This is a genomic window from Psychrobacter immobilis (genome assembly GCF_904846235.1).
GTDB classification, from domain to species: Bacteria; Pseudomonadota; Gammaproteobacteria; order Pseudomonadales; family Moraxellaceae; genus Psychrobacter; species Psychrobacter immobilis_C.
In genome coordinates this window covers 81,818-101,938 of sequence record NZ_CAJGZN010000009.1, presented here as the reverse complement: position 1 = coordinate 101,938, position 20,121 = coordinate 81,818, and the positions used below count along the sequence as shown (strand labels likewise).

At 43.7% G+C, this 20,121-nt stretch carries 19 protein-coding genes; 5 read left to right on the top strand and 14 right to left on the bottom strand.

Features of this window, described 5'->3' with window-relative positions:
- Positions 1 to 69: 69 nt before the first annotated feature.
- Complete coding sequence (locus JMX07_RS07880) at positions 70 to 819, bottom strand: YebC/PmpR family DNA-binding transcriptional regulator (protein ID WP_102091781.1); 750 nt, start codon at positions 817 to 819, stop codon at positions 70 to 72.
- Positions 820 to 1,136: 317 nt separating this feature from the next.
- On the opposite strand from JMX07_RS07880, the gene JMX07_RS07875 reads away from it, so the two are divergent.
- Complete coding sequence (locus JMX07_RS07875; RefSeq protein WP_057760421.1) at positions 1,137 to 1,967, top strand: ion transporter; 831 nt, start codon at positions 1,137 to 1,139, stop codon at positions 1,965 to 1,967.
- Positions 1,968 to 2,008: 41 nt separating this feature from the next.
- Here JMX07_RS07875 and JMX07_RS07870 read toward each other — a convergent pair whose 3' ends face one another.
- Both JMX07_RS07870 and aroQ read right to left on the bottom strand, forming a co-directional pair.
- Entirely contained in the window at positions 2,009 to 3,310 is a 1,302-nt protein-coding gene (locus tag JMX07_RS07870; RefSeq protein ID WP_201607282.1) for an ABC1 kinase family protein, read from the bottom strand.
- A gap of 123 nt (positions 3,311 to 3,433) precedes the next feature.
- Entirely contained in the window at positions 3,434 to 3,970 is a 537-nt protein-coding gene (aroQ, locus tag JMX07_RS07865) for a type II 3-dehydroquinate dehydratase (protein WP_201607280.1), read from the bottom strand.
- Between the two features lie 445 nt (positions 3,971 to 4,415).
- Between aroQ and JMX07_RS07860 the strand changes: the two genes are divergently transcribed.
- A complete protein-coding gene (locus JMX07_RS07860) occupies positions 4,416 to 4,631 on the top strand; it encodes a cold-shock protein (protein WP_057760416.1) in 216 nt (71 codons plus the stop codon).
- Between the two features lie 290 nt (positions 4,632 to 4,921).
- Positions 4,922 to 6,076 carry a DEAD/DEAH box helicase gene (locus tag JMX07_RS07855; RefSeq protein ID WP_102091784.1) on the top strand — a complete coding sequence of 385 codons (1,155 nt, stop codon included), beginning with the start codon at positions 4,922 to 4,924 and terminating at the stop codon, positions 6,074 to 6,076.
- 106 nt (positions 6,077 to 6,182) lie between these two features.
- Here JMX07_RS07855 and JMX07_RS07850 read toward each other — a convergent pair whose 3' ends face one another.
- The 7 genes from JMX07_RS07850 to ilvA form a co-directional block, all read right to left on the bottom strand.
- Positions 6,183 to 7,082: a sulfite exporter TauE/SafE family protein gene (locus JMX07_RS07850; protein WP_201607278.1), complete on the bottom strand. Its 900-nt coding sequence runs from the start codon at positions 7,080 to 7,082 to the stop codon at positions 6,183 to 6,185.
- Between the two features lie 97 nt (positions 7,083 to 7,179).
- Positions 7,180 to 7,440 (bottom strand): cbb3-type cytochrome oxidase assembly protein CcoS, encoded by a 261-nt coding sequence (gene ccoS, locus JMX07_RS07845; RefSeq protein ID WP_227684706.1) that lies wholly within the window; start codon positions 7,438 to 7,440, stop codon positions 7,180 to 7,182.
- Between the two features lie 115 nt (positions 7,441 to 7,555).
- Positions 7,556 to 8,284, bottom strand: coding sequence for a YdcF family protein (locus tag JMX07_RS07840; RefSeq protein WP_227684704.1), 729 nt, complete (start codon positions 8,282 to 8,284; stop codon positions 7,556 to 7,558).
- Positions 8,285 to 8,333: 49 nt separating this feature from the next.
- Positions 8,334 to 9,374, bottom strand: coding sequence for a UDP-N-acetylmuramate dehydrogenase (gene murB / locus JMX07_RS07835; protein ID WP_265088360.1), 1,041 nt, complete (start codon positions 9,372 to 9,374; stop codon positions 8,334 to 8,336).
- A gap of 315 nt (positions 9,375 to 9,689) precedes the next feature.
- The gene (locus tag JMX07_RS07830; protein WP_102091789.1) at positions 9,690 to 10,190 is read right to left on the bottom strand and encodes a low molecular weight protein-tyrosine-phosphatase; all 501 of its coding nucleotides are present in this window, start codon (positions 10,188 to 10,190) and stop codon (positions 9,690 to 9,692) included.
- Positions 10,191 to 10,397: 207 nt separating this feature from the next.
- Positions 10,398 to 10,826 (bottom strand): RNA-binding S4 domain-containing protein, encoded by a 429-nt coding sequence (locus JMX07_RS07825; protein ID WP_057760405.1) that lies wholly within the window; start codon positions 10,824 to 10,826, stop codon positions 10,398 to 10,400.
- A gap of 244 nt (positions 10,827 to 11,070) precedes the next feature.
- On the bottom strand, positions 11,071 to 12,624 hold the full coding sequence (gene ilvA / locus JMX07_RS07820) for a threonine ammonia-lyase, biosynthetic (RefSeq protein ID WP_201607273.1): 1,554 nt from the start codon (positions 12,622 to 12,624) through the stop codon (positions 11,071 to 11,073).
- Between the two features lie 306 nt (positions 12,625 to 12,930).
- Here ilvA and rpiA point away from each other — a divergent pair, with 306 nt between their 5' ends.
- Positions 12,931 to 13,590, top strand: coding sequence for a ribose-5-phosphate isomerase RpiA (gene rpiA / locus JMX07_RS07815; RefSeq protein WP_057760400.1), 660 nt, complete (start codon positions 12,931 to 12,933; stop codon positions 13,588 to 13,590).
- A 136-nt stretch (positions 13,591 to 13,726) separates the two neighbouring features.
- Here the strand turns inward: rpiA and argF are convergent, their stop codons facing one another.
- From argF to dnaB, 3 genes are all read right to left on the bottom strand, one after another.
- Complete coding sequence (argF, locus tag JMX07_RS07810) at positions 13,727 to 14,650, bottom strand: ornithine carbamoyltransferase (RefSeq protein WP_057760398.1); 924 nt, start codon at positions 14,648 to 14,650, stop codon at positions 13,727 to 13,729.
- Between the two features lie 216 nt (positions 14,651 to 14,866).
- The gene (gene alr / locus JMX07_RS07805; RefSeq protein WP_201607271.1) at positions 14,867 to 15,973 is read right to left on the bottom strand and encodes an alanine racemase; all 1,107 of its coding nucleotides are present in this window, start codon (positions 15,971 to 15,973) and stop codon (positions 14,867 to 14,869) included.
- 179 nt (positions 15,974 to 16,152) lie between these two features.
- Positions 16,153 to 17,556, bottom strand: a complete 1,404-nt coding sequence (gene dnaB, locus JMX07_RS07800) for a replicative DNA helicase (RefSeq protein WP_057760393.1) — start codon at positions 17,554 to 17,556, stop codon at positions 16,153 to 16,155.
- Positions 17,557 to 17,854: 298 nt separating this feature from the next.
- On the opposite strand from dnaB, the gene pdxA reads away from it, so the two are divergent.
- On the top strand, positions 17,855 to 18,955 hold the full coding sequence (pdxA, locus tag JMX07_RS07795) for a 4-hydroxythreonine-4-phosphate dehydrogenase PdxA (protein WP_201607269.1): 1,101 nt from the start codon (positions 17,855 to 17,857) through the stop codon (positions 18,953 to 18,955).
- 161 nt (positions 18,956 to 19,116) lie between these two features.
- Here pdxA and JMX07_RS07790 read toward each other — a convergent pair whose 3' ends face one another.
- Complete coding sequence (locus tag JMX07_RS07790) at positions 19,117 to 19,896, bottom strand: transglutaminase-like domain-containing protein (protein WP_201607268.1); 780 nt, start codon at positions 19,894 to 19,896, stop codon at positions 19,117 to 19,119.
- Between the last annotated feature and the right edge of the window lie 225 nt (positions 19,897 to 20,121).

The window sequence follows — 20,121 nt, the reverse complement described above, 5'->3', positions numbered from 1 at the left end:
AATCTATCTTAATAAAAAAGGGCCAAATACTTTTAGCATCTGGCCCTTTTTACTGAACAATTAATAAGTTTATGCTTCAAGCTGAGCCATGACGTCAGCAGAGAAGTTCACGTTAGTATAAACTTCTTGCACATCATCAGCATCTTCTAGCATATCAATCATCTTCATGATCTTTTCAGCATCATCGACATTGTCGATCTCAGCCGTGGTAGATGGTGACATAGTGACCTCGGCGTTGTCAGAAATCAGACCAGCCGCATTAAGGGCATCTTGGACTTGACCGAAACTTTCCCATTCTGTGATAACGAGTAAGCTTTCGCCATCATTTTCAATATCAACGGCGCCCGCATCTAGTGCAACGAGCATGACTTCATCTTCTAAGCTGACATCGTTAAAAGTGATTTCGCCACGTTTGGTGAATAGATACGCCACTGAGCCTGATGTGCCAAGATTACCATCATTCTTGGTAAAAGCATGACGTACTTCGCTGACAGTACGGTTAAGGTTATCAGTCATGGTTTCGACCAATACAGCCACACCACCAACACCGTAGCCTTCGTAACTGACTTCTTCCATATTCTCATTATCACCGCCGCCTGTACCACGGTCGACAGCACGATTGATCGTGTCGCGCGTCATATTGACGGATAGGGCTTTTTCGATAACGGCACGTAAGCGTGGGTTTTTGTCAGGATCGGGATCGCCTTGTTTGGCAGCTGAAACGATTTCACGAATAATTTTGGTAAATATCTTACCCCTTACTGCATCCTGACGGGCTTTACGGTGTTTAATATTTGCCCATTTTGAATGGCCTGCCATATAACATCCTTAAGTTCTACGTACTATTTTTATGGGTAAAAAAAGTGATTAACAACAACCTTCGATATCTGATTGCCTGATTTTATACTATCATTACTTTGTCTATTTGAGGTAGTAGCGCTACTGGCACGTTAACGATTTGTATGTTGTTGAGAGTGCTTTTTTGCTACACTGTGGCAACTTATAGATTGTATTCACTGTGATAGGTGAGCGATATTATAAACCAGTTTTAGCTATTTTGACCAACTTGCCCTTATCCATCACATTTTAAGTCATTGCGTGCTATCAAGCCATTGATTTTATAAAGTACTGATTCTATGAAGCAACCAACCGCCGAAGCTCTTACACACTTGCGTAACCGTACGCATATCATTATTGAAGGCACAGATACTCGTCTGGGTAAGCTCTTTGATATTGTATTGCTGATTGCAATTTTAGCCAGTGTGGCGGTCGTCATGCTTGATAGTGTGCTATATATGCGTTTGCAGTATGGCACGTTGTTCTTTTATGCAGAGTGGTTTTTTACTATTTTGTTTACTATTGAGTATGCGTTAAGGCTGTTTTCAGCACCCAACCGCTTACGCTATGCTTTTAGTTTCTTTGGAATAGTAGACTTACTGTCTGTATTGCCAAGTTATTTGAGCCTAATGTTTGTAGGCGTACAGTATCTACTCGTGATACGGGTATTACGTATTTTACGTGTGTTCCGCGTTCTTAAGCTCAAGGCCTATATGCAGCAGGCTGGGTTTTTGGCATCCGCATTAAAAACCAGTCAGCAGAAAATTACGGTTTTCTTCCTATCGCTTGTATTGTTGGTAACCATCTTTGGTTCGATTATTTATGTGGTAGAAGGGCCGGAGAATGGATTTACCAGTATTCCACTGTCTATCTACTGGGCAGTTGTCACGATGACTACGGTTGGCTACGGTGATATGTCACCCAAGACACCGCTTGGGCAAGCAATTGCAACCATGGTCATGATCACAGGTTACTCGATTATTGCGGTACCAACAGGTATTTTCACATCAGAGCTAGCACGTAACATGCGTCCGCAGCTCAACCCGGTGACTTGTCCAAACTGTGGTAAATTCGGCCATGCAGTAGGGGCAGACTTTTGCGATCGTTGTGGACACGCGCTACATATCTAAAGATAGATTTAATCGTGACAGTCAACATACCTAATACGCATCTACGCATCAATGTATTCATCAACCAGTGGTGACAGGTCGATCTCGACGCCTAGATTGACCAGATTCCAGTATTGTCCTGATACAGTACGATCTAGCATCATAGTGGTGGCTGAGGGTTGAAACTGACCAAAGTACTTCAAAGACGTACGCATCTGTGCAATGGCCTCGTGATGTACTTGGCTGCTGCCAAAATCAAACTCGCCTTCTTGATAGGGGCTAATGGATAAAGGTTTGAGTCCGATTGATAGCCACTTTTCATAAAACTCACCAGGGATGTTTTTGTCATCTTCGCGGCGAATATCTAGGGCAATCAAATCTTGTTCAAGTGCAGTGACGTCACCTCTTAGCGCATGTTTGACAAAGCGTTTGAATAGCTGCACTTCGCTATCACTATAACTGCGGATACCCCCAAAATCATATGCCACGACACTACCGTCATGACGGAACGCGAAGTTACCTGGATGAGGGTCGCAGTGCATACGGTATAAGCCAAATAGCTGACCTGCGGTAAAATTAAACAAGCGCTCTGCTATTTTTTGTTTGATGTCATTGTCCCATGTCGCAGCGACAGTCAATGTTTCTCCCATCTCTTCGGTCAACGTTAAAATCCGTCTAGAAGAGTGGCTACTAATCACTTTGGGAATAATAAGGCCTTCATCTTCTGCATGAAAAGCGCCGAATACGCGTAAGTTATGAGCTTCTTTAACATAGTCTAATTCATCGTGCAGACTCTGGCGAATCTCATTAAAAAGCTGCTCTTGTAGTTGCTTACTCATATTGAGCACGCCAGCTATTTTTAATGCCATACGTACTTGTTTGAGATCGCTATCACAGTTTTCATCAACATCAGGATACTGGACTTTGACCACCACTTTTTGACCCGATGGCAACGTCGCTTTGTGCACTTGTCCAATGGATGCTGCGGCAAAAGGTGTCTCTTCAAACTCGCTGAATAATTCTAAGATAGGCGCTTTCAATTCACGTTCAACTTGAGCTTGTATTTGCGCATACGGCATTGGCGGCGCATCTTTCTGTAGCTTTTCGAGTGCTGACGCAACCTCAGGCGGGAATACATCCTTATATTGTGAAGCAATCTGTCCGACCTTCATCACTGCGCCTTTCATCTCACCCAACGTTTCGGCAATTTGAACGCCCACGTCTTGCATCAGATCTGAGCGAGCTTGCAGACGTTTTTCTTCGTCACTTGAGAGATGCTTAAATGAGTTTTTAGCGGCTTTGCCAGCAATACTCGCTGTCATGCCAGCGAGTTTCATAAAGCGTTTTCCGGACGATTTTGCCATTCATGTCACCGTATAATGGGTTGTTTACTCAGTCGTAATTCTATTATTTTAATTGCAGGATTACTGTTTGACTAATGTGTGAAAACGCGAGTAATCATTGATAAAAAAGTAAGCACAGTCATATTATTTGCTTGTGTCAACTGCATACATAGTGCTCAACCAGTAATCAAGCGCCATTTGATAGCCTAATTGTCCCAAGCCGCAAATGACTCCTACCGCAACGTCACTTAGATATGAATGATGACGGAAAGGCTCACGGGCATGAACATTGGATAAATGTACTTCTATAAATGGCTTTTGGGTGGCCAATAGCGCATCGCGCAGAGCCACTGAAGTATGCGTAAATGCAGCCGGATTGATAATAATAGCGTCAATTTGGGCAGATTTATCCGCCAATAATCCATGATGCTGAATGTCGTCTACTAGCTTACCTTCATGGTTGGACTGTATACATATTAACTCTACACCGTGGCGAGCGGCGTGCTCAACTAGTTGCTTTTCTATATCAGCAAGTGTCGTATGACCATAAATGTGCGGTTCCCGCTTGCCTAGTAAATTCAAATTTACGCCGTTTACCAGTAGTAATTTATAAGTCAGTATTTGATTTGAATTTTCGTTAGTCGATTGTTCGGCTGTTTTTGATGGAGTAGAGGAGGTCATAATGGTCTCGGTAACTATTGAGCGATGTTAATAATTTATAATAATATATGAATAATTTAAGGCGCGAGCTGCCAAGCTAAATTGGCTTCAACGCATTTTGCTCTTTATCATAACAGCTTGCCAGCTAGGTTATAAAAATTTGTCTAAAAAATTATCTAGATATCAAAAAGCATATTAAAAGTCTTTATGTTGCTAAAAACCCGTGCTATGATATTTTTTATGCAATAAATATTGCAAGTTTGTTGCTATCATCAAATTTCATGACAATAAGCGCGTTTAGCGAATTCGTTATGGAAGCACTATGTAGGTAATTGAAGTACTACATAGACGATGGTAAGTAGAGTAGTAATACTCTTAATTTTTGATTTCATAATCTTAGACCCTGTTTATATGCAATGTCGCAAAGGAAGCTAGGGCTAAGCGGACTTTTTTAGGAAGTAATATTATGTCAGCTCGTGAGCAAGGTATCGTTAAGTGGTTTAATGACTCAAAAGGCTTTGGTTTCATTCAACGTGACAGCGGAGAAGATATTTTTGTCCATTTCCGCGCGATTCAGGGTGATGGCTATCGTTCTCTAAAAGATGGCGAAAAAGTTGAGTTCAGCGTAGTAGAAGGTGACAAAGGTCTGCAAGCTGAAGAAGTCAGAAAGATAGAAGAGTAATTTACTCAGACATTAAAGCGGTTTAGTTATAATGTCTGTACAAACTACTGATATACTACTGAGTCAAGCCCATCTTATCTTACCTATGTTGAGTGAACTGCAGCATATTTGGTAGGATTGGATTTGGGCTTGGCTTTTTTTATGCCTATATGTCTGATGGTTTCCCACAGACTTAATAAAGCTACTCTTACTGATTACGGTTTAAACACTACATTTGACACTATAAAGGTTCATTGTGAGCTTATTTATAATTAATAAAATACAAGTAATTCACTTAAAAGGATATTTTTTTGAGCAATTTTACAACGTTTACTGATTTGCCACTTTCAACAGCGACCCTGCGTGCAGTAAGTGATCTAGGCTTTACTGAATTGACGCCCATTCAAGCAAAGATACTACCGCATACATTGGCACATCAAGATGCTATCGGACAAGCACAAACGGGCACAGGGAAAACAGCGACCTTTCTACTGACTATTATGGAAGCCTTGCTTAAGCGTCCATTTACCAATGACGAAGAGCGCTATCTTGGTGAGCCGCGCGCTGTGGTCATGGCGCCAACTCGCGAACTGGCTCAGCAAATATTTGATGACTGCATTGCATTAACCAAATATACCTCGCTACATAGCGTCTGTATTATGGGCGGTACTAACTATGAAACTCAGCAACACGAGCTTGAACGTCAATACGTTGATATCTTGGTAGCGACGCCAGGCCGTTTAATTGATCTTGCTAATAAAGGTATGGTGTATCTAGATAGAGTAGAGGTACTGGTACTCGATGAAGCCGATCGTATGTTAGATATGGGATTCATTCCTGATATCAAGCGCCTAGTTGGTCGAATGCCTGCCAATACCGATCGCCAAAGCTTGTTGTTTTCTGCAACCTTTAACCAAGATGTGATGAATTTGGCCTATCGTTGGTTACATGAGCCTCAGTTTGTTGAAATTGAGCCTGAACACAAGACCAGTGAATTAGTAGATCAGCATTTTTATTTGCTGACAGAAGATCAAAAGCTAGACGCCTTGCAGCGTATTATCAGTGATGAAGCAGTAGAGAAGGTCATCGTCTTTGCCAATCGTAAAGACCAAGTAAAGCGTCTGTATCACAAACTGCGTCAAGCGCATAATATTGTGATGCTCTCGGGCGATGTCATTCAGCAAAAACGTGAGAAGTACTTACAGCGTTTCAAAGATGGTCACGCGTCTATCTTGGTGGCGACAGATGTGGCAGGGCGCGGTATCCATGTTGATGATATTAGCCACGTGGTTAACTTTACTTTGCCTGATCAGCCAGATGATTATGTACACCGTATTGGTCGTACGGGCCGTGCGGGTCAGACAGGTATTAGTATCAGCTTTGTGAGTGAGGATGATGCTTTTAATATACCGGCATTAGAGAAGCATTTAGAAACCAAGTTCACGCTTGAGCAATGGCAGGAATAGTTGCTATAAACTGAGCATTATTTAACAAGCAAAAGCCCTCAATATCAAAAATGGTATTGAGGGCTTTTTTATATGCTAAGTGCTAATAGTATCTGTTTAGATGACTTTATTGAGCATGTTCCATCATCTCAGTATGCTCATGGTGATTCATGTCCATTGATTCATCACTCATGTCATGCATGCTATGGTCCATATGGTCGTCCATATCCTGCATGTTGTGATCCATGTCTGCTGCCATATCCGTATCATGATTCATTTGGCTCATATCATGAGAGCCCATATTGGACATCATAGCAGCGTGGCTACCATGATTCATCTCACCATGGCCGCCATGCATATTTGCCATGACCATCGGCACGACCGCTACTGCCAAACCTGATATTACCATAACCGCGCCGTTTAGCTGTCTTAGGCGAAAACGTCCAATCTTATCACGTAGCCAACCGACCGTCTCATGCGTCGCAACCAACATCGGTATGGTTCCTAAACCAAAGACAAACATCAACGCAGCACCGCTTAATGGATTGTGAGCAACGACCGCAATTAGTAGAGCGCCATATACCAAACCACAAGGCAAAAAGCCCCAAAGCAACCCTGCTGTTAATGCGCGCGGAAAAGTATTAAGTGGAAATACCTTTTGACGCAGTGGGCTAAGGTATTGCCAAAAGCGCATACCAAAACGTTCGAGCTTAGTCAAAAACGGCGCACCAAGCATCGTCACACCGACGAATACCAGTACCAATCCTAATAAAATACGCGGTGTACTATTACCCATCATCAATGGCTTTAATACGGTAATACCGATTAGCCCTGCAATTAAACCCAATAATGCGTAACTCGTTAAACGCCCAAAATGATACGTGGCCACCAAAGCACGACGTTTGGCGGGGCTGACATCTTTCATAGACAGACCAAATGCGGTCACAAGACCGCCACACATGCCTAAACAATGCGGTGAACCAAAGAATCCCATTAGTAATGCCGCCACAAGTAAAGCGATGGTCATGAATGCGTCTCCTAAGAATGGTAAAGGGCGAACTTGCTAGTGCTGAATTATTTAATAAAACGGCACCAATAAATTACGCATTTATAAGGCAGATAAATTAGATTTCTGAATCTTTATTTATCTCAGAATGATCGTTATTTCCATCAGTTGCGGCTGTTTCATCTTGTTGCTGAGTAGGTGCTGAGCGTTCATGAGCCTGCATGGTTTGGCGGCGTTCTTGACGGTCATCCAATATAATACGCTGTGATGCATTGTCCAGATCTTCGAATTGATTTGACTTGACCGCATAACGCACCGCCCAGATGGCAACCACAAATAGCATGAGACTTAATGGGATTAATAAAAATATACTGAGCATGGTAACTCTCTTCAATAGCAGTGTCTTTTATTATTATACACCTATCGCAAATGTAGTGGATGATCGGTAGCATTTAGAACGAGTCTCTCAATAGTATCGTATACATCTTTAACGTTTATTCGTCAGAGTTTTTTGTGGCATTGCCTCTTGGGGTCAATAGCTGCTGCGAAGTCACATCATTGGCATGGCGACAGTCCATCTGGGGGCGTATCACATCGCGCAGGTAGGCTGCGACCTCATAGACAGCGCGCCGTGAGTGACTTAAGTTGTGGGCAGGCTTCATCCAGTCGCGTCTAACTGGTAATGGCGCAGGAAGTGGTGTGCTGTTAATACCATTTAAGGCAAACTGTCTGCGTGCACGCGCCATATGATAGCTATCAGTAATCAGATATACATGGCGTAGCGGAATACGTTTAGCCGTAAAACGGGCGTTTTCACACGTATTCATGCTGGCATTTTCACTGATCAGTCCATCGATACCGTGTTCCATCAACCATTGACCGAGCCATGGAGCTTCAGCGCCACTCAGTACAATCGGTAGAGGTAAGTCATGGTAAGCGCCTGCAGCGGTACGGGCACGATTGAGACTATAGCGATTTAGGATAATTTGGTTGTTGTGGTCATTGGTCAGACCGCCGCCTAAGACTACATAGGCAGTAGGCGGTGAGCTCATTGCAGCAGAAGGCATATCAGGTAGTGGCAATAGAGAAAAGATATAAACGATTGCTTGCGAAAACAGCGGAGTAAATAGGCTAATAATCACTAAAATGACAGACGTGGAGCCTAGTATAAAAGTAATATTGATAATGCGAAAAAGCGTCACCATGCGTTCAGAAAACCGCAAGTAATATCGCCATAATCGTTTAGATAATAGCCGCTTAGACCATGATTTTTTAGGCCACATGCTCAGCATATCCAATTGAGCCATCAGCATTTACCCAGACTGGCTCACGTGACAATTGAATGGCAAATTTTTCATAGACAGTAGCAGCGATATGTTTCTGCGCTATGGCTACATCCTCTTGTGTGGCTTGCTGAGGTGTATGGTTGGTCAATACTAGTGCTTGCTGTTTATGCGTAAAAATAGGTGCAATGCCGCCCCCTTTTAACCCTGCTTGCTCAATGAGCCAGCCTGCGGCAACCTTTACCATTGCATCAGGCATCGCGTAACCAACGATAGCTGGATAAGTTGCTTGCAGCGCTGTGAACCGCTCCTGAGCGATAATAGGGTTTTGAAAAAAACTGCCACAATTAGGTAGCTGTTTTGGGTCAGGCAGCTTTTGTTGTCTAATATCTATAATGGCTTGCATAACATCATGAGGCATCGCTTGCTCGCGCCCTTGTTGCTCCGCATAGCGCTGCGCCACAGTCTGTACATCGCCATAACTGGCTAAAATATTGGCAGGATTAGTATGTAATCTGAAACCCACACGGCTAATAAGCCATGTGTTTGGCGTACGTTTAAAGATACTGTCACGATAGCCAAATTGGCAATCAGCAGCTGACAAATGGCGCCAAGTTTGTGTCGGCAAATGATAGGCGCGTACATACTGTAAGCGGTCTTCTAATTGTACGCCGTATGCACCGATATTTTGTATGGGTGCAGCGCCTGTCAGACCCGGTATTAAGGCAAGATTTTCTAACCCATACCAACCTTGATTGACCGTATGTACGACCAAATCATGCCAGTTTTCGCCAGCCATTACTTCGATATCGACATAATCGTCAGTTTGTTCGGTCAGATGAATACCACGCATCTTTGGCTGCAGTACTATGGCTTTCAAATCGGCAGGCAATAAAACATTACTACCGCCAGACAGTACAAACAGTGGTAGCTTGTCTGCTGTATCCTCTATATAAGCTGCCATAAAACTGTCAAGCTGCGCCTCATTCTCTAATGTCACGACAGAATCAGCAACACAGGCCAATGCCATAGTATTGTCGTGTGACAAGTCGATTGAATCATTGACTACGGCAGTCGCTGAAACATTCGAAACATCAGAGCTGATGGTAGACTGAGTACTGTGGTCAAGGCGTGAAGCTTGGGTCATAACATAGCCTATGTGGCAAAAGGATAATAAATGATAAGGTAGCTATAGTTGATTCAATTTAAAAGAGATACAAGGCAACTGAGTGCAGACGTAACTGTGATACTTCAAGCGAGGTTAACGCTGTAGCTCTTTTATAGAGGATTAACCATATTATAGAGGATACCGGATGCAAGAGTAGCAGAAATATAGACAGTATGGCTAGCAGGCTTTCCAGCTTTCTATCCAAGCTTGGGCGCTTGATTCGATACGCTCGATCACTTCTTCAAAATCATCGTTATCGCCCTTATAGGGATCTGGCACATCACTGCCGCAATAGGTAGGGTCTTCTTCACTGAACAGTGCTAGTGTTGCCAAATTATCCTCTGACTTTGCTGTAATGCTGTCTTTAATAGCTTGTAGATCAGCTAGATTCTGTGAATCCATGGCTAAGATTAAATCAAAATCACGAAAGTCATTGGCACTGACTTGACGAGCGACCAGCTTATTAATTTTGTAGCCGTGTGACTTAGCATGACGTTGTGAGCGAGCATCAGGCGCACTACCAACGTGCCAATCACTGGTGCCTGCTGAGTCTACTTTTATAGATAGTCCAGCAATCGCTGCTTGCTGACGAAAAACTTCTTCAGCAGTAGGGGAGCGGCAGATATTTCCTAAACATACCAATAATACAGACGAGGGAGTACAGGCTTTCATCAGCATAATATGACCTTCTATAACAAAAAAAACATGCTATAAGAGACCAGCATTGTTAATGCGGCTTTTATTAGCATGCAATCGATTGAATCAGCTGCTAGCGTAACGCTTAATGCTTGGAATGGCAAGGATAGAGACTAAACAATAGCGTCATTTAACAATGAAAATTTGGCCATATGATGCATGGCCAAAAGGCGAAATAGTGAAACGGTTTTAATCTTGATTACTTTTAAAACGTTGTAGATCGCGTCGCTCTTTTTTGTTGGGTTTGTTGTCAGGACGAGCAAGGTTGGCTAGTTTGCGCTGTTCGGCATAGTAAGCACGGCGCGTCTCGCTTTCTTTGGTCTCTGAATATAGTACCTCAGCGGCGGTCGCATTGCCACGCTGTGCAGATAGCGCCTCAACAACGACCGTCTTTTCAGTCATAGCGGTCGCTGAGCCTTGACGAATGGTTAGCTCATCTCCGACTGAAATCTCTTTACTGGTTTTTACCCGGCTACCAGCATAGTGCACGCGTCCACTTTCAATCGCTTGTTTGGCTAGGGTGCGTGTACGATAAAACCTAGCTGCCCAAAGCCATTTATCGAGACGGATTTTCACCAAACCTTGGTTATTATCATCAGCATTAGCATTTTTCTTCATAAGAGTCACTCTGCATTCGTTTTTATATTAAATCATAGTTTTATATAAATAATATTAGGGCAACTTTACTATTTGCAAATGTATTTTTGTGATTGTAGTGCTTAGGACGTGTTCCCAGTTCAAACGTTTATCACCATTTTTAAAATAGGGACATTCCCTAGTATCGGGTTATATGATGCAAAAAGCGGCTAATCATAAGAGAAGCCGCTTTTGTTATTCATCTTAGGAACATACTCTTAGGAGGTTATCTTAAAAACAACTGATAGCCAATGTTGTCATTGACCGTGGCACAGTCATAACCAATATCTAAAAGCGCGTCTTGTAGCTGACGAGAGTTACCTTCAGAGGCTTGCAGGCCAACCAGCACACGACCTTCAGCAGCACCATGGTTGCGGTAATGGAATAAAGTAATATTGAAGTCATCACCCAATTTTTCTAAGAACGTTAGCAATGCGCCTGGACGTTCTGGGAATACCACTTGTAGCAATTGCTCGTTTTCGACATGAGCATGACCACCAATCAAATGACGGATATGTGATTTAGCGATATCATCATCAGTCAGGTCATGAGCAGTGTAGCCATCGTCTGACAATTGGTTACTGATGGTTTGACGCTCTTTTTCACCTTCTTTTAAAGCGATACCTACGAAGATTGAGGCAGGCTCCATTGAGTCTGGTGATTTTTTGCTGTCAGCGCGGTAGTTAAACTCAGTAATATTACGGCCATGTAGACTACGACAGAAGTTCAAGAAAGCACCTGTTTGCTCGGGGATAGTAACCCCAAAGATGGCTTCTTTTTTCTCACCAATTTCAGTACGCTCAGCGATATAACGCAGGCGGTCAAAATTCATATTGGCACCGCAAATGATGCCGACGCAATTTTTGTCTTGAATATTATTGGCTTCGATATATTTTTTCATACCAGCGACTGACAATGCACCAGCAGGTTCAACGATGCTACGGTTTTCTTCAAAGATGTCTTTGACAGCCGCACACACCTCATCATTGGTACAAGTGATCACTTCAGGCTCAACGATAGGACCTGAGTTATCGCTTTTTTGTGTACGGACAACGTCAAAAGGCAATTCACCAATCTGTGCGACTGCCACGCCATCCACGAACAATCCTACTTGCTCAAGTTTGACACGTTCACCTGTTTCAAGCGCTGCTTTTAGACAAGCTGACTGCTCGGCTTCTACTGCAATCACTTTTACATGTGGTGCCACTTCGCCTAAGAATGCGGCCACACCAGAAATTAGGCCACCACCACCAACGGCAACGAATACATAGTCCATATTACGCCACTGCTGGGTCAGCTCAAGACCGATGGTACCTTGTCCTGCGATGACCAGTTCATCGTCATAAGGCGGAATAAAGGTCAGTCCTTCGCGTTTAGCGCGGTCAATCGCATAGCGATTTGCTTGATCGAAGCTATCACCGTGCAGATCTACATTGCCACCAAGTGCTCTTACCGCATCTACTTTGATGTCGGGAGTCGTGGTTGGCATGACGATGATGTTGTTTAATGATAATTTGCGTGCAGAGTACGCCACGCCTTGTGCATGATTACCTGCTGAAGCGCAAATGACGCCACGCGCTTTTTGCTCATCGCTCAATTGACTGATACGGTTATAGGCACCGCGCAATTTAAAAGACTTGACCGGTTGTAAGTCTTCACGCTTAAATCGAATGTCATTGGCAAAACGTTGGGTCAGCTTGGGCGCCGTTTCAAGTGGTGTTTGAATAGCAACGTCATAGACGGTGGCTTGTAAGATGGCTCGTACCCAGTGTGACAGCATAGTAATCCCTAAACAGAATGAATATAAAAAGTGTAAATGAATATAAAAACGAAATAGATTAGCCTATGCCGATTTTTAGTATCTTGCAAGACTCAATTGCAGTTTTCTTGAGATTTCATGCTCAAATTTACATGAAGTGCAAGTATTTGACGAAGTTAAGTCTTAGGTCGGCAAGATAGGACTCACAAATTAGCGTCATGATGCGCTAACATCCATTAATATCATCGGTTATAATAGCCGCGCATTTTATCTGTTTTAGCCTTTTACTTTTTTTAAGACCATACGTTTATTTTCCAAGGATTTATGATGAGTGATCAGCAAGCACAAAAGCAAGCCGCGGCCAAAGCTGCTCTAAGCTATATCGAAGACGATATGATACTTGGGGTAGGGACAGGTAGTACGGTCAACTGTTTGATTGAGTTGTTGCCACAATTGAAGCTTGCTGGCGCTGTCGCTAGCTCACAGGTGACAGAAGACAAACTTCGTGCGCTTGGTATCGAAATAGTCGATTTAAACTTTGCTGGTACATTGGATGTTTATATCGATGGTGCGGATGAAGTCAATGAACACTTGCAACTTATCAAGGGCGGCGGCGGTGCATTGACTCGCGAAAAGATTGTGGCAGCAGCTTCAAACAAGTTCGTCTGTATGGTCGATGATAGTAAAAGTGTTGATATATTAGGTCGCGCATTTCCAGTACCGATTGAAGTATTACCACAAGCACGTTCTTATGTGGCTCGCCAATTGGCCAAATTGGGCGGTGAGCCAGTATATCGTGAAGACTTTGTCACTGATTATGGTAATGTCATTCTAGATACTTATGATTTGGATGTGAGTAATCCAATCGCGCTCGAAAAAGAGCTAAATAATATCGTAGGTGTGGTCTGTAATGGTATCTTTGCGGCAAACCAAGCAGACGTTCTGCTAAAAGCAGGTGCTAATGGTGTGACAACGCTCACGCGTTAATCTATGATCAAATCATTTGTATAAATAAAAAAGCCGTCCAGATCTGGACGGCTTTTTTATTTAGAAACTTATTTAGGAGTGTGTTAGCAAGTTACCTTACTATTTATCCCACGGTCTTTTTATAGAATAGCCTAAGTTATGCAGGTAACTTGATTTTGTCTTTAAGTAAAAACTCCATCAATGCTTTTTGTGCATGTAGGCGGTTTTCAGCTTCGTCCCAAACGACAGAACGTGGGTCATTAAGCATGTCATGAGAGATTTCCTCGCCGCGATGGGCTGGCAAGCAATGCATAAACACCACTTCAGGGTCGGCTTTGTCTAATAGAGACGGTGTCACTTGATAAGGCGCAAAACGACGTGCACGTGTGTTTTGCTCTGATTCTTGACCCATACTTGCCCACACATCAGTGACAATTAAGTTAGAATCTTTTGCCGCGTCCTGTACGTTTTCTACCAGACTGACGCAATGTGAGAAGCGTTCCATAAGTTTCGGATCAGGCTCAAACCCATAAGGTGCTGCCACGCGTAATTCAAAACCAAACTGATTGGCAGCTTGCATAAATGACGAGCACATATTGTTGCCATCACCGACCCAAGTGACGATTTTATTTTCGATACTACCGCGATGCTCGTAATAAGTCTGCATATCAGCAAGCAACTGGCATGGATGGTAGTCATCGGTCAATGCATTGATAATCGGTACGCTTGAGTATTCAGCAAAAGTTTCAACTTTTTCGTGCCCAAAGGTACGAATCATGATGATATCAACCATGCTAGAAATCACGCGTGCTGAATCTTCTAATGGCTCGCCGCGACCGAGCTGCGTATCGTTTGGTGATAAAAATATGGCGTTACCACCAAATTGACCCATACCGGTCTCAAACGAGATACGGGTACGCGTTGAAGATTTTTCAAATATCATGCCAAGCGTACGACCAACAAAAGGCTGGTATATCTCGCCTGCGTGTTGCATCTTACGCAGTTCGCTTGCGCGTTTGATTAAGTTTTCTAGTTCTTGTTTGGTTAAATCAGATAAGGTTAAAAAATGGCGCAAACTCATAGTAATCCTAGCAGTCGATCGCAGTCAGTGAAACGTCATCAGTCTTCAATAGCATCGCGTCAGTGCGTTACTGGGTTGACAACAAACTTTTAGTATAGCGTATTTACTTTCAATGTAAACGTTCATTTTTATCAAGATCAAATGGCTTGCCAAATAGACCGAAATCACATTAGCAAGCCACAATATCTTATATGCTAATGACTGTGCCGCTAATGATTATGCCTGTGTACGGTTTGGACGTATGCTAAGGCGACATAATAGCTCATAGCTAATCGTCCCAGCATGACCTGCAACTTCATCGACACGAGGCGCATCGCCCCAGAGCATGACCTTGCTATCTATAGCAAGACTCTCAGGTGCGCTACTGATATCAATAACAATCATATCCATAGCCACTCGCCCAATCACCGGGCAGCGGTAGCTTTGGCTGTCATTAGCATCCATGACAGTAACATATGCATCATCCGTGACCACACGTGGATAGCCATCGCCATATCCAACGCTGACCAAAGCGGTTCTAGTATCTTGCTGCGCACGCCAGCGACTACCATAGCCAATTGCATCATCTGCGCTAACGGTTTGTAGAGCAATAATTTGAGCACTAAATTCCATCGCGGGCTGTAAGTCTAGTTCTTGTACGCTTTTATCAACGACAGGTGAGCTACCGTATAAAATAATACCTGGACGTACCCAATCATAATGATGTTCTGGGAAGTTGACGATACCAGCAGAGTTGCATAATGAGCCTTGGATATTTGGGCTAATGGTGTCTTTCAAAGTCGCTAGCACGCTTGAGAAACGCTCAATCTGCATTGCATTCAATGGGTGATCGTGGTCATCAGCATTGGCAAAATGCGTGGCTAGAATCAGCTGATAACCCGCTTCATGTAAGCGTTTTGCTGCTGATAGCACACCCTCAGCGTTAAAACCCAAACGGTTCATACCTGTATTGTATTTGAGCCAAGCTACTCTAGTTGCACTGCCAGCTGGTGGGATATTTTGTAGTGCCCATTCTAACTGTGGTCCGTGGTGAATCACGCAGCTAATCTCATGATCAATCGATTGCTGCCACTCATCAGCGCTAAACGCACCTTCTACTAGACCGATGGTTTTCTCCCAACCTAACTGTCTGGCTTCTAGCGCTTCAGTCAACGTAGCGACACCGATACCATCTGCTTGCTGCAGGGCTGGCAAGACTGCCGCTACGCCATGTCCGTAAGCATTGGATTTGACCATGGCCAACACTTTCGATTGGGGTGCACGCTTTTTTACTTGATTTAGGTTATGAGTAAGGGCTTTTGGTTTTATGGTGATAGTGCGCATAATCGCCTTCTGTATGAGTAGAATTATGAAGTTATAAAGCCAGTACTGCATCGATTGAGTTGATGCGGTACTGGCTATTGTATTAAAAACTGGTTATGTAAAATTATTCATTAACCTATAATTGAAACTGAGTTTATATAAGGCTCAGTCTTTGTTAGGGTTAAGTTTTATAAGGTTAATTACTCATCATTCTCAAAACTCACGCCTTGATAGTACTCTGGCGTTAGATTAATAAAGCGGGTAAATTGACCTTCAAAGCCTAAACGAATAGTACCGATAGGGCCGTTACGCTGTTTACCAATAATGATTTCCGCCACGCCTTTGTGGTCTGAGTTTTCATTATAAACCTCATCACGATAGATGAACATAATCAAATCGGCATCCTGCTCAATCGCACCAGACTCACGTAGATCCGACATGATAGGGCGTTTATTTGGACGGTTTTCTAGACTACGGTTAAGCTGTGATAACGCAATCACTGGACATTCAAGCTCACGTGCGAGCGCCTTTAGACTACGAGAAATCTCGGAAATCTCGCCAACACGGTTACCATCTAGACTTGGCACTTTCATCAGCTGAAGATAATCGACTACGATAGCACCCAAGCGACCGTCATGATTTTTGGCGATACGGCGGCAGCGAGAACGCATCTCAGACGGCGGTAGGGCAGTACTATCATCAATATATAAATGCTTTGATTGCAAATGTTGAATGGCGTTCATCATCTTTGCCCATTCATCTTCATTCATTTGCCCAGAACGCAGGTGCGTCTGGTTAATCGCGCCCCATGAGGACAGCAAACGCATGACGATTGATTCAGCGGGCATCTCCATCGAAAACACCACGACGGGCAAATCTTCATTAAACAAAATCCCTTCTGCCAAATTCATCGCAAAAGTGGTTTTACCCATCGAAGGACGCGCAGCGACAATAATCAAGTCACCCGCTTGTAGGCCTTGGGTTTTGTTATTCAATTCAGCAAATGGTGTCTGCAAACCAATCATGCCGTCGGGATTAGATTTTAGCTCTTGAATCTTATCGATAACATTGGTCAAGACAGAAGTGATACCAACAGGTCCGCGCTGTTCCGCACGTTTATTATGCTGCTCATTGATACTAAATATCTTGCCTTCGACATTGTCTAGAATGTCGCTAACGCTTTGGTCTTTTGGATTATAGGCAAGCGTCAGCATGTCATTACCAGTGGTAATCAGTTGACGCAGCGTTGAGAGCTCACGCACACGCTGGGCGTAGGCAGTCAGGTTAAATAAGGTCGCAGGACTTTGGCTCAAAATATCGGCCAAATAACTGTCACCACCTGCGCCTTTTAGTAGCTTTTGCGCTTCTAACCAGTCGTGTACCATGACCGTATCATAAGGCTCATTCACTGCCGCCAAATGAGCAATGGCATCAAAAATGTATTGATGTCGCCCAGCATAAAAGTCATCTTTGGTGACAATATCGGCAATCTTGTCGTACGCCTCTTCGATACTCATCAAAGACGCGAGCAATGCCTTTTCAATATCAATATTGTGCGGCGGTGTCTGATTGAGTAAGTCGTCGGTTTTGTCGTTTTCTGCCATGAGTGCCTAATGAGTTAAAATGGGTATGAAAAAAGATGTCGATGATAGGGCAATACAAACATAGCGCGCCTCTACGATAGAAGTACCAAAACGCGGTTTCAGGTTTGTCTGTAAATGCTACAATCAGATGCGAAAGTTTAACACATAATGTGGTTTTTTAGACTTGATAAAGCACTAAATATGAAGTGATTGTTTTTCATGAACTAAGAAATACCATACAATAACTAAGTATAAAAACTTATAATATCAATTATAAATACAATAAAATCAATAATTTGAACAACATAAGGCTATTGTTATGACAGAAGAAAAACGCCCGCTATTAATCACCACAGGTGAGCCTGCGGGTATTGGCATGGACGTAGTACTAGGACTAGCAACAGAGAGTAAGTTGCAAGACTTTGCTCGGCCAATTTGGGTGACTGCTGATGCTAAAGCCATGCAAACTCGCGCGGAGGAATTGGTTGCAGCTAGCGTTCTCAAAAGCATACCTAGTTGGCATACTATCAATACAGATATAAATGCCGATAACGTCGATGTTAACTTGGTAGATCAGATATCGCAGCAAGATATAGACGCTGATAGTGCTTTCATCCTACTGGATATTCCTTGTGCCGCACCAGTTGTCTGCGGGCAAATCAATATCGCTAACTCAGCGATGGTGGCTCAGCAATTAGATATTGCTCATAAACTGGCAATAAATAATACAGTCGCTGCCATCGTCACTGGGCCATTGCAAAAATCAGCGTTGATAGATGCTGGTATCAAGCTATTAGATGGCACCATGTTTAGTGGTCATACTGAATTTTTTATGCAGCAAAGCGATCGTAAAAAAGTCGTCATGATGCTGGCCAATCAAGCGATGAAAGTCGCGCTTGTCACTACGCATTTACCATTAAAGGACATCCCTGCTGCGATTACTGCCGATAATGTACGCCAAACGGTACAAATTGTCATCGATGATATGCGAGAGAAGTTTGGTCTCACGCAGCCTCGCATCTTGGTTTGCGGCCTCAATCCACATGCAGGCGAGGGCGGGCACTTGGGAAGTGAGGAGATTGAAATTATCAATCCTGTGTTGCAAGAATTCATCGATGCAGGTGTTAATATATCAGAGGCGATGCCAGCGGATACGTTATTTACTACCAGACATTTAACAAACTGTGATGCGGTCATTGCCATGTATCACGACCAAGGATTGCCAGTATTAAAATCGCACGGTTTTGGCGATACGGTCAATCTAACCTTAGGCTTGCCTTATATTCGCACTTCTGTCGATCATGGTACGGCGTTAGACTTGGCAGGAAGCGGCGGTGCGAGTGCGACCAGTTTATATCAAGCACTAAATATGGCTAATGAGATGGCGGATAAGTCACTTATCGATGTACCTGCTGTATAAGTCAGTGCTTATAAATATTTTTCACATAGTACTTAATAATTTTATTATCAGTAATGCCTACCTAAAAAGGCAGCCGCTTAAGACGATTTAGTAAAGTTTTTATCGTGTATGACAGGCAGCATCTGTCTTAAACACAGGCTCGAAAGCCTAGGATCAGGACCCTAAGCTTGTCTGGTGACGGATACCGATTGGTTGATCAGATCCATGGATCCGAACGAGGTTAAGAACGCGACGTTGGACGCATCGGACCCAACACCGATGCGGGCCATTGTGTCGGCACCTGCCATGCCAGTCGGATCAATGAGGTGCCAGCTCCCTTCAAGATAGACCTCGGCCACGGCATGAAAGTCTTGTGGTGTCACATCGGGCGCATAAACGCTCACAAACCTAGCTGGTATCGACGACGCGCGCGCTAGTGTTACGAGAACATGCGCAAAGTCGCGGCATACGCCCTGACGTTGAGCAAAGCTGTCGAGCGCGGTGGTTTGTGCATGGCTCGATCCGGGTACATAGCTAAATGCCGACTCGATCCAGTCGCGCATTGCGGCAATCCGTGCGCCGCCAGTGAGATCGCCAAACTCGGCGTCCACGAAGGCATGGAACTGTTCTGACGGGCAATAGTGAGACGGCATTAAATGCCTGATCGTCTCTCCGGGCAAAAGATGCAAGGGCGTTTGGGACAGTGCCGATATGTCTAAGGCAGGACGGTCAACGGCGATTTCTGCGAGATAAGTGCAGCTAAAATCCCCTTCGGCATGAATCCAAATCCGCTCTCCTATGCCATCATCGGCGGTAACCCGTGAAAAATGCGCAACGTCTGATGTCCAAATCTCGGCTGACCGTACCCGTTGATCCGCAAGATCGGCAGCTTCAATCTGAAGCAAAAGATCCATTGGCTCTGAGAGTCGATAATGGAGGGTGACGTTAAGTTTCAGGATCATATGTGAGTTCCCTAAGGGTATTTATCTGGCGGGCTGACGATCGCGTAGGGCTAAACTGCCTCGACCATATCAGAGACTGGCTTACTTTACTGGAGTCAGACAGCAATGCCTGACAGGGTTAAATTATCATAATAGCGCTTTTCAAACTCAAAAGGTGAAACATAACCAATTGCGTTATGCAGTGGGGCTTTATTAAACCCAAGAAGCGTTAAAAATCGTTTAATT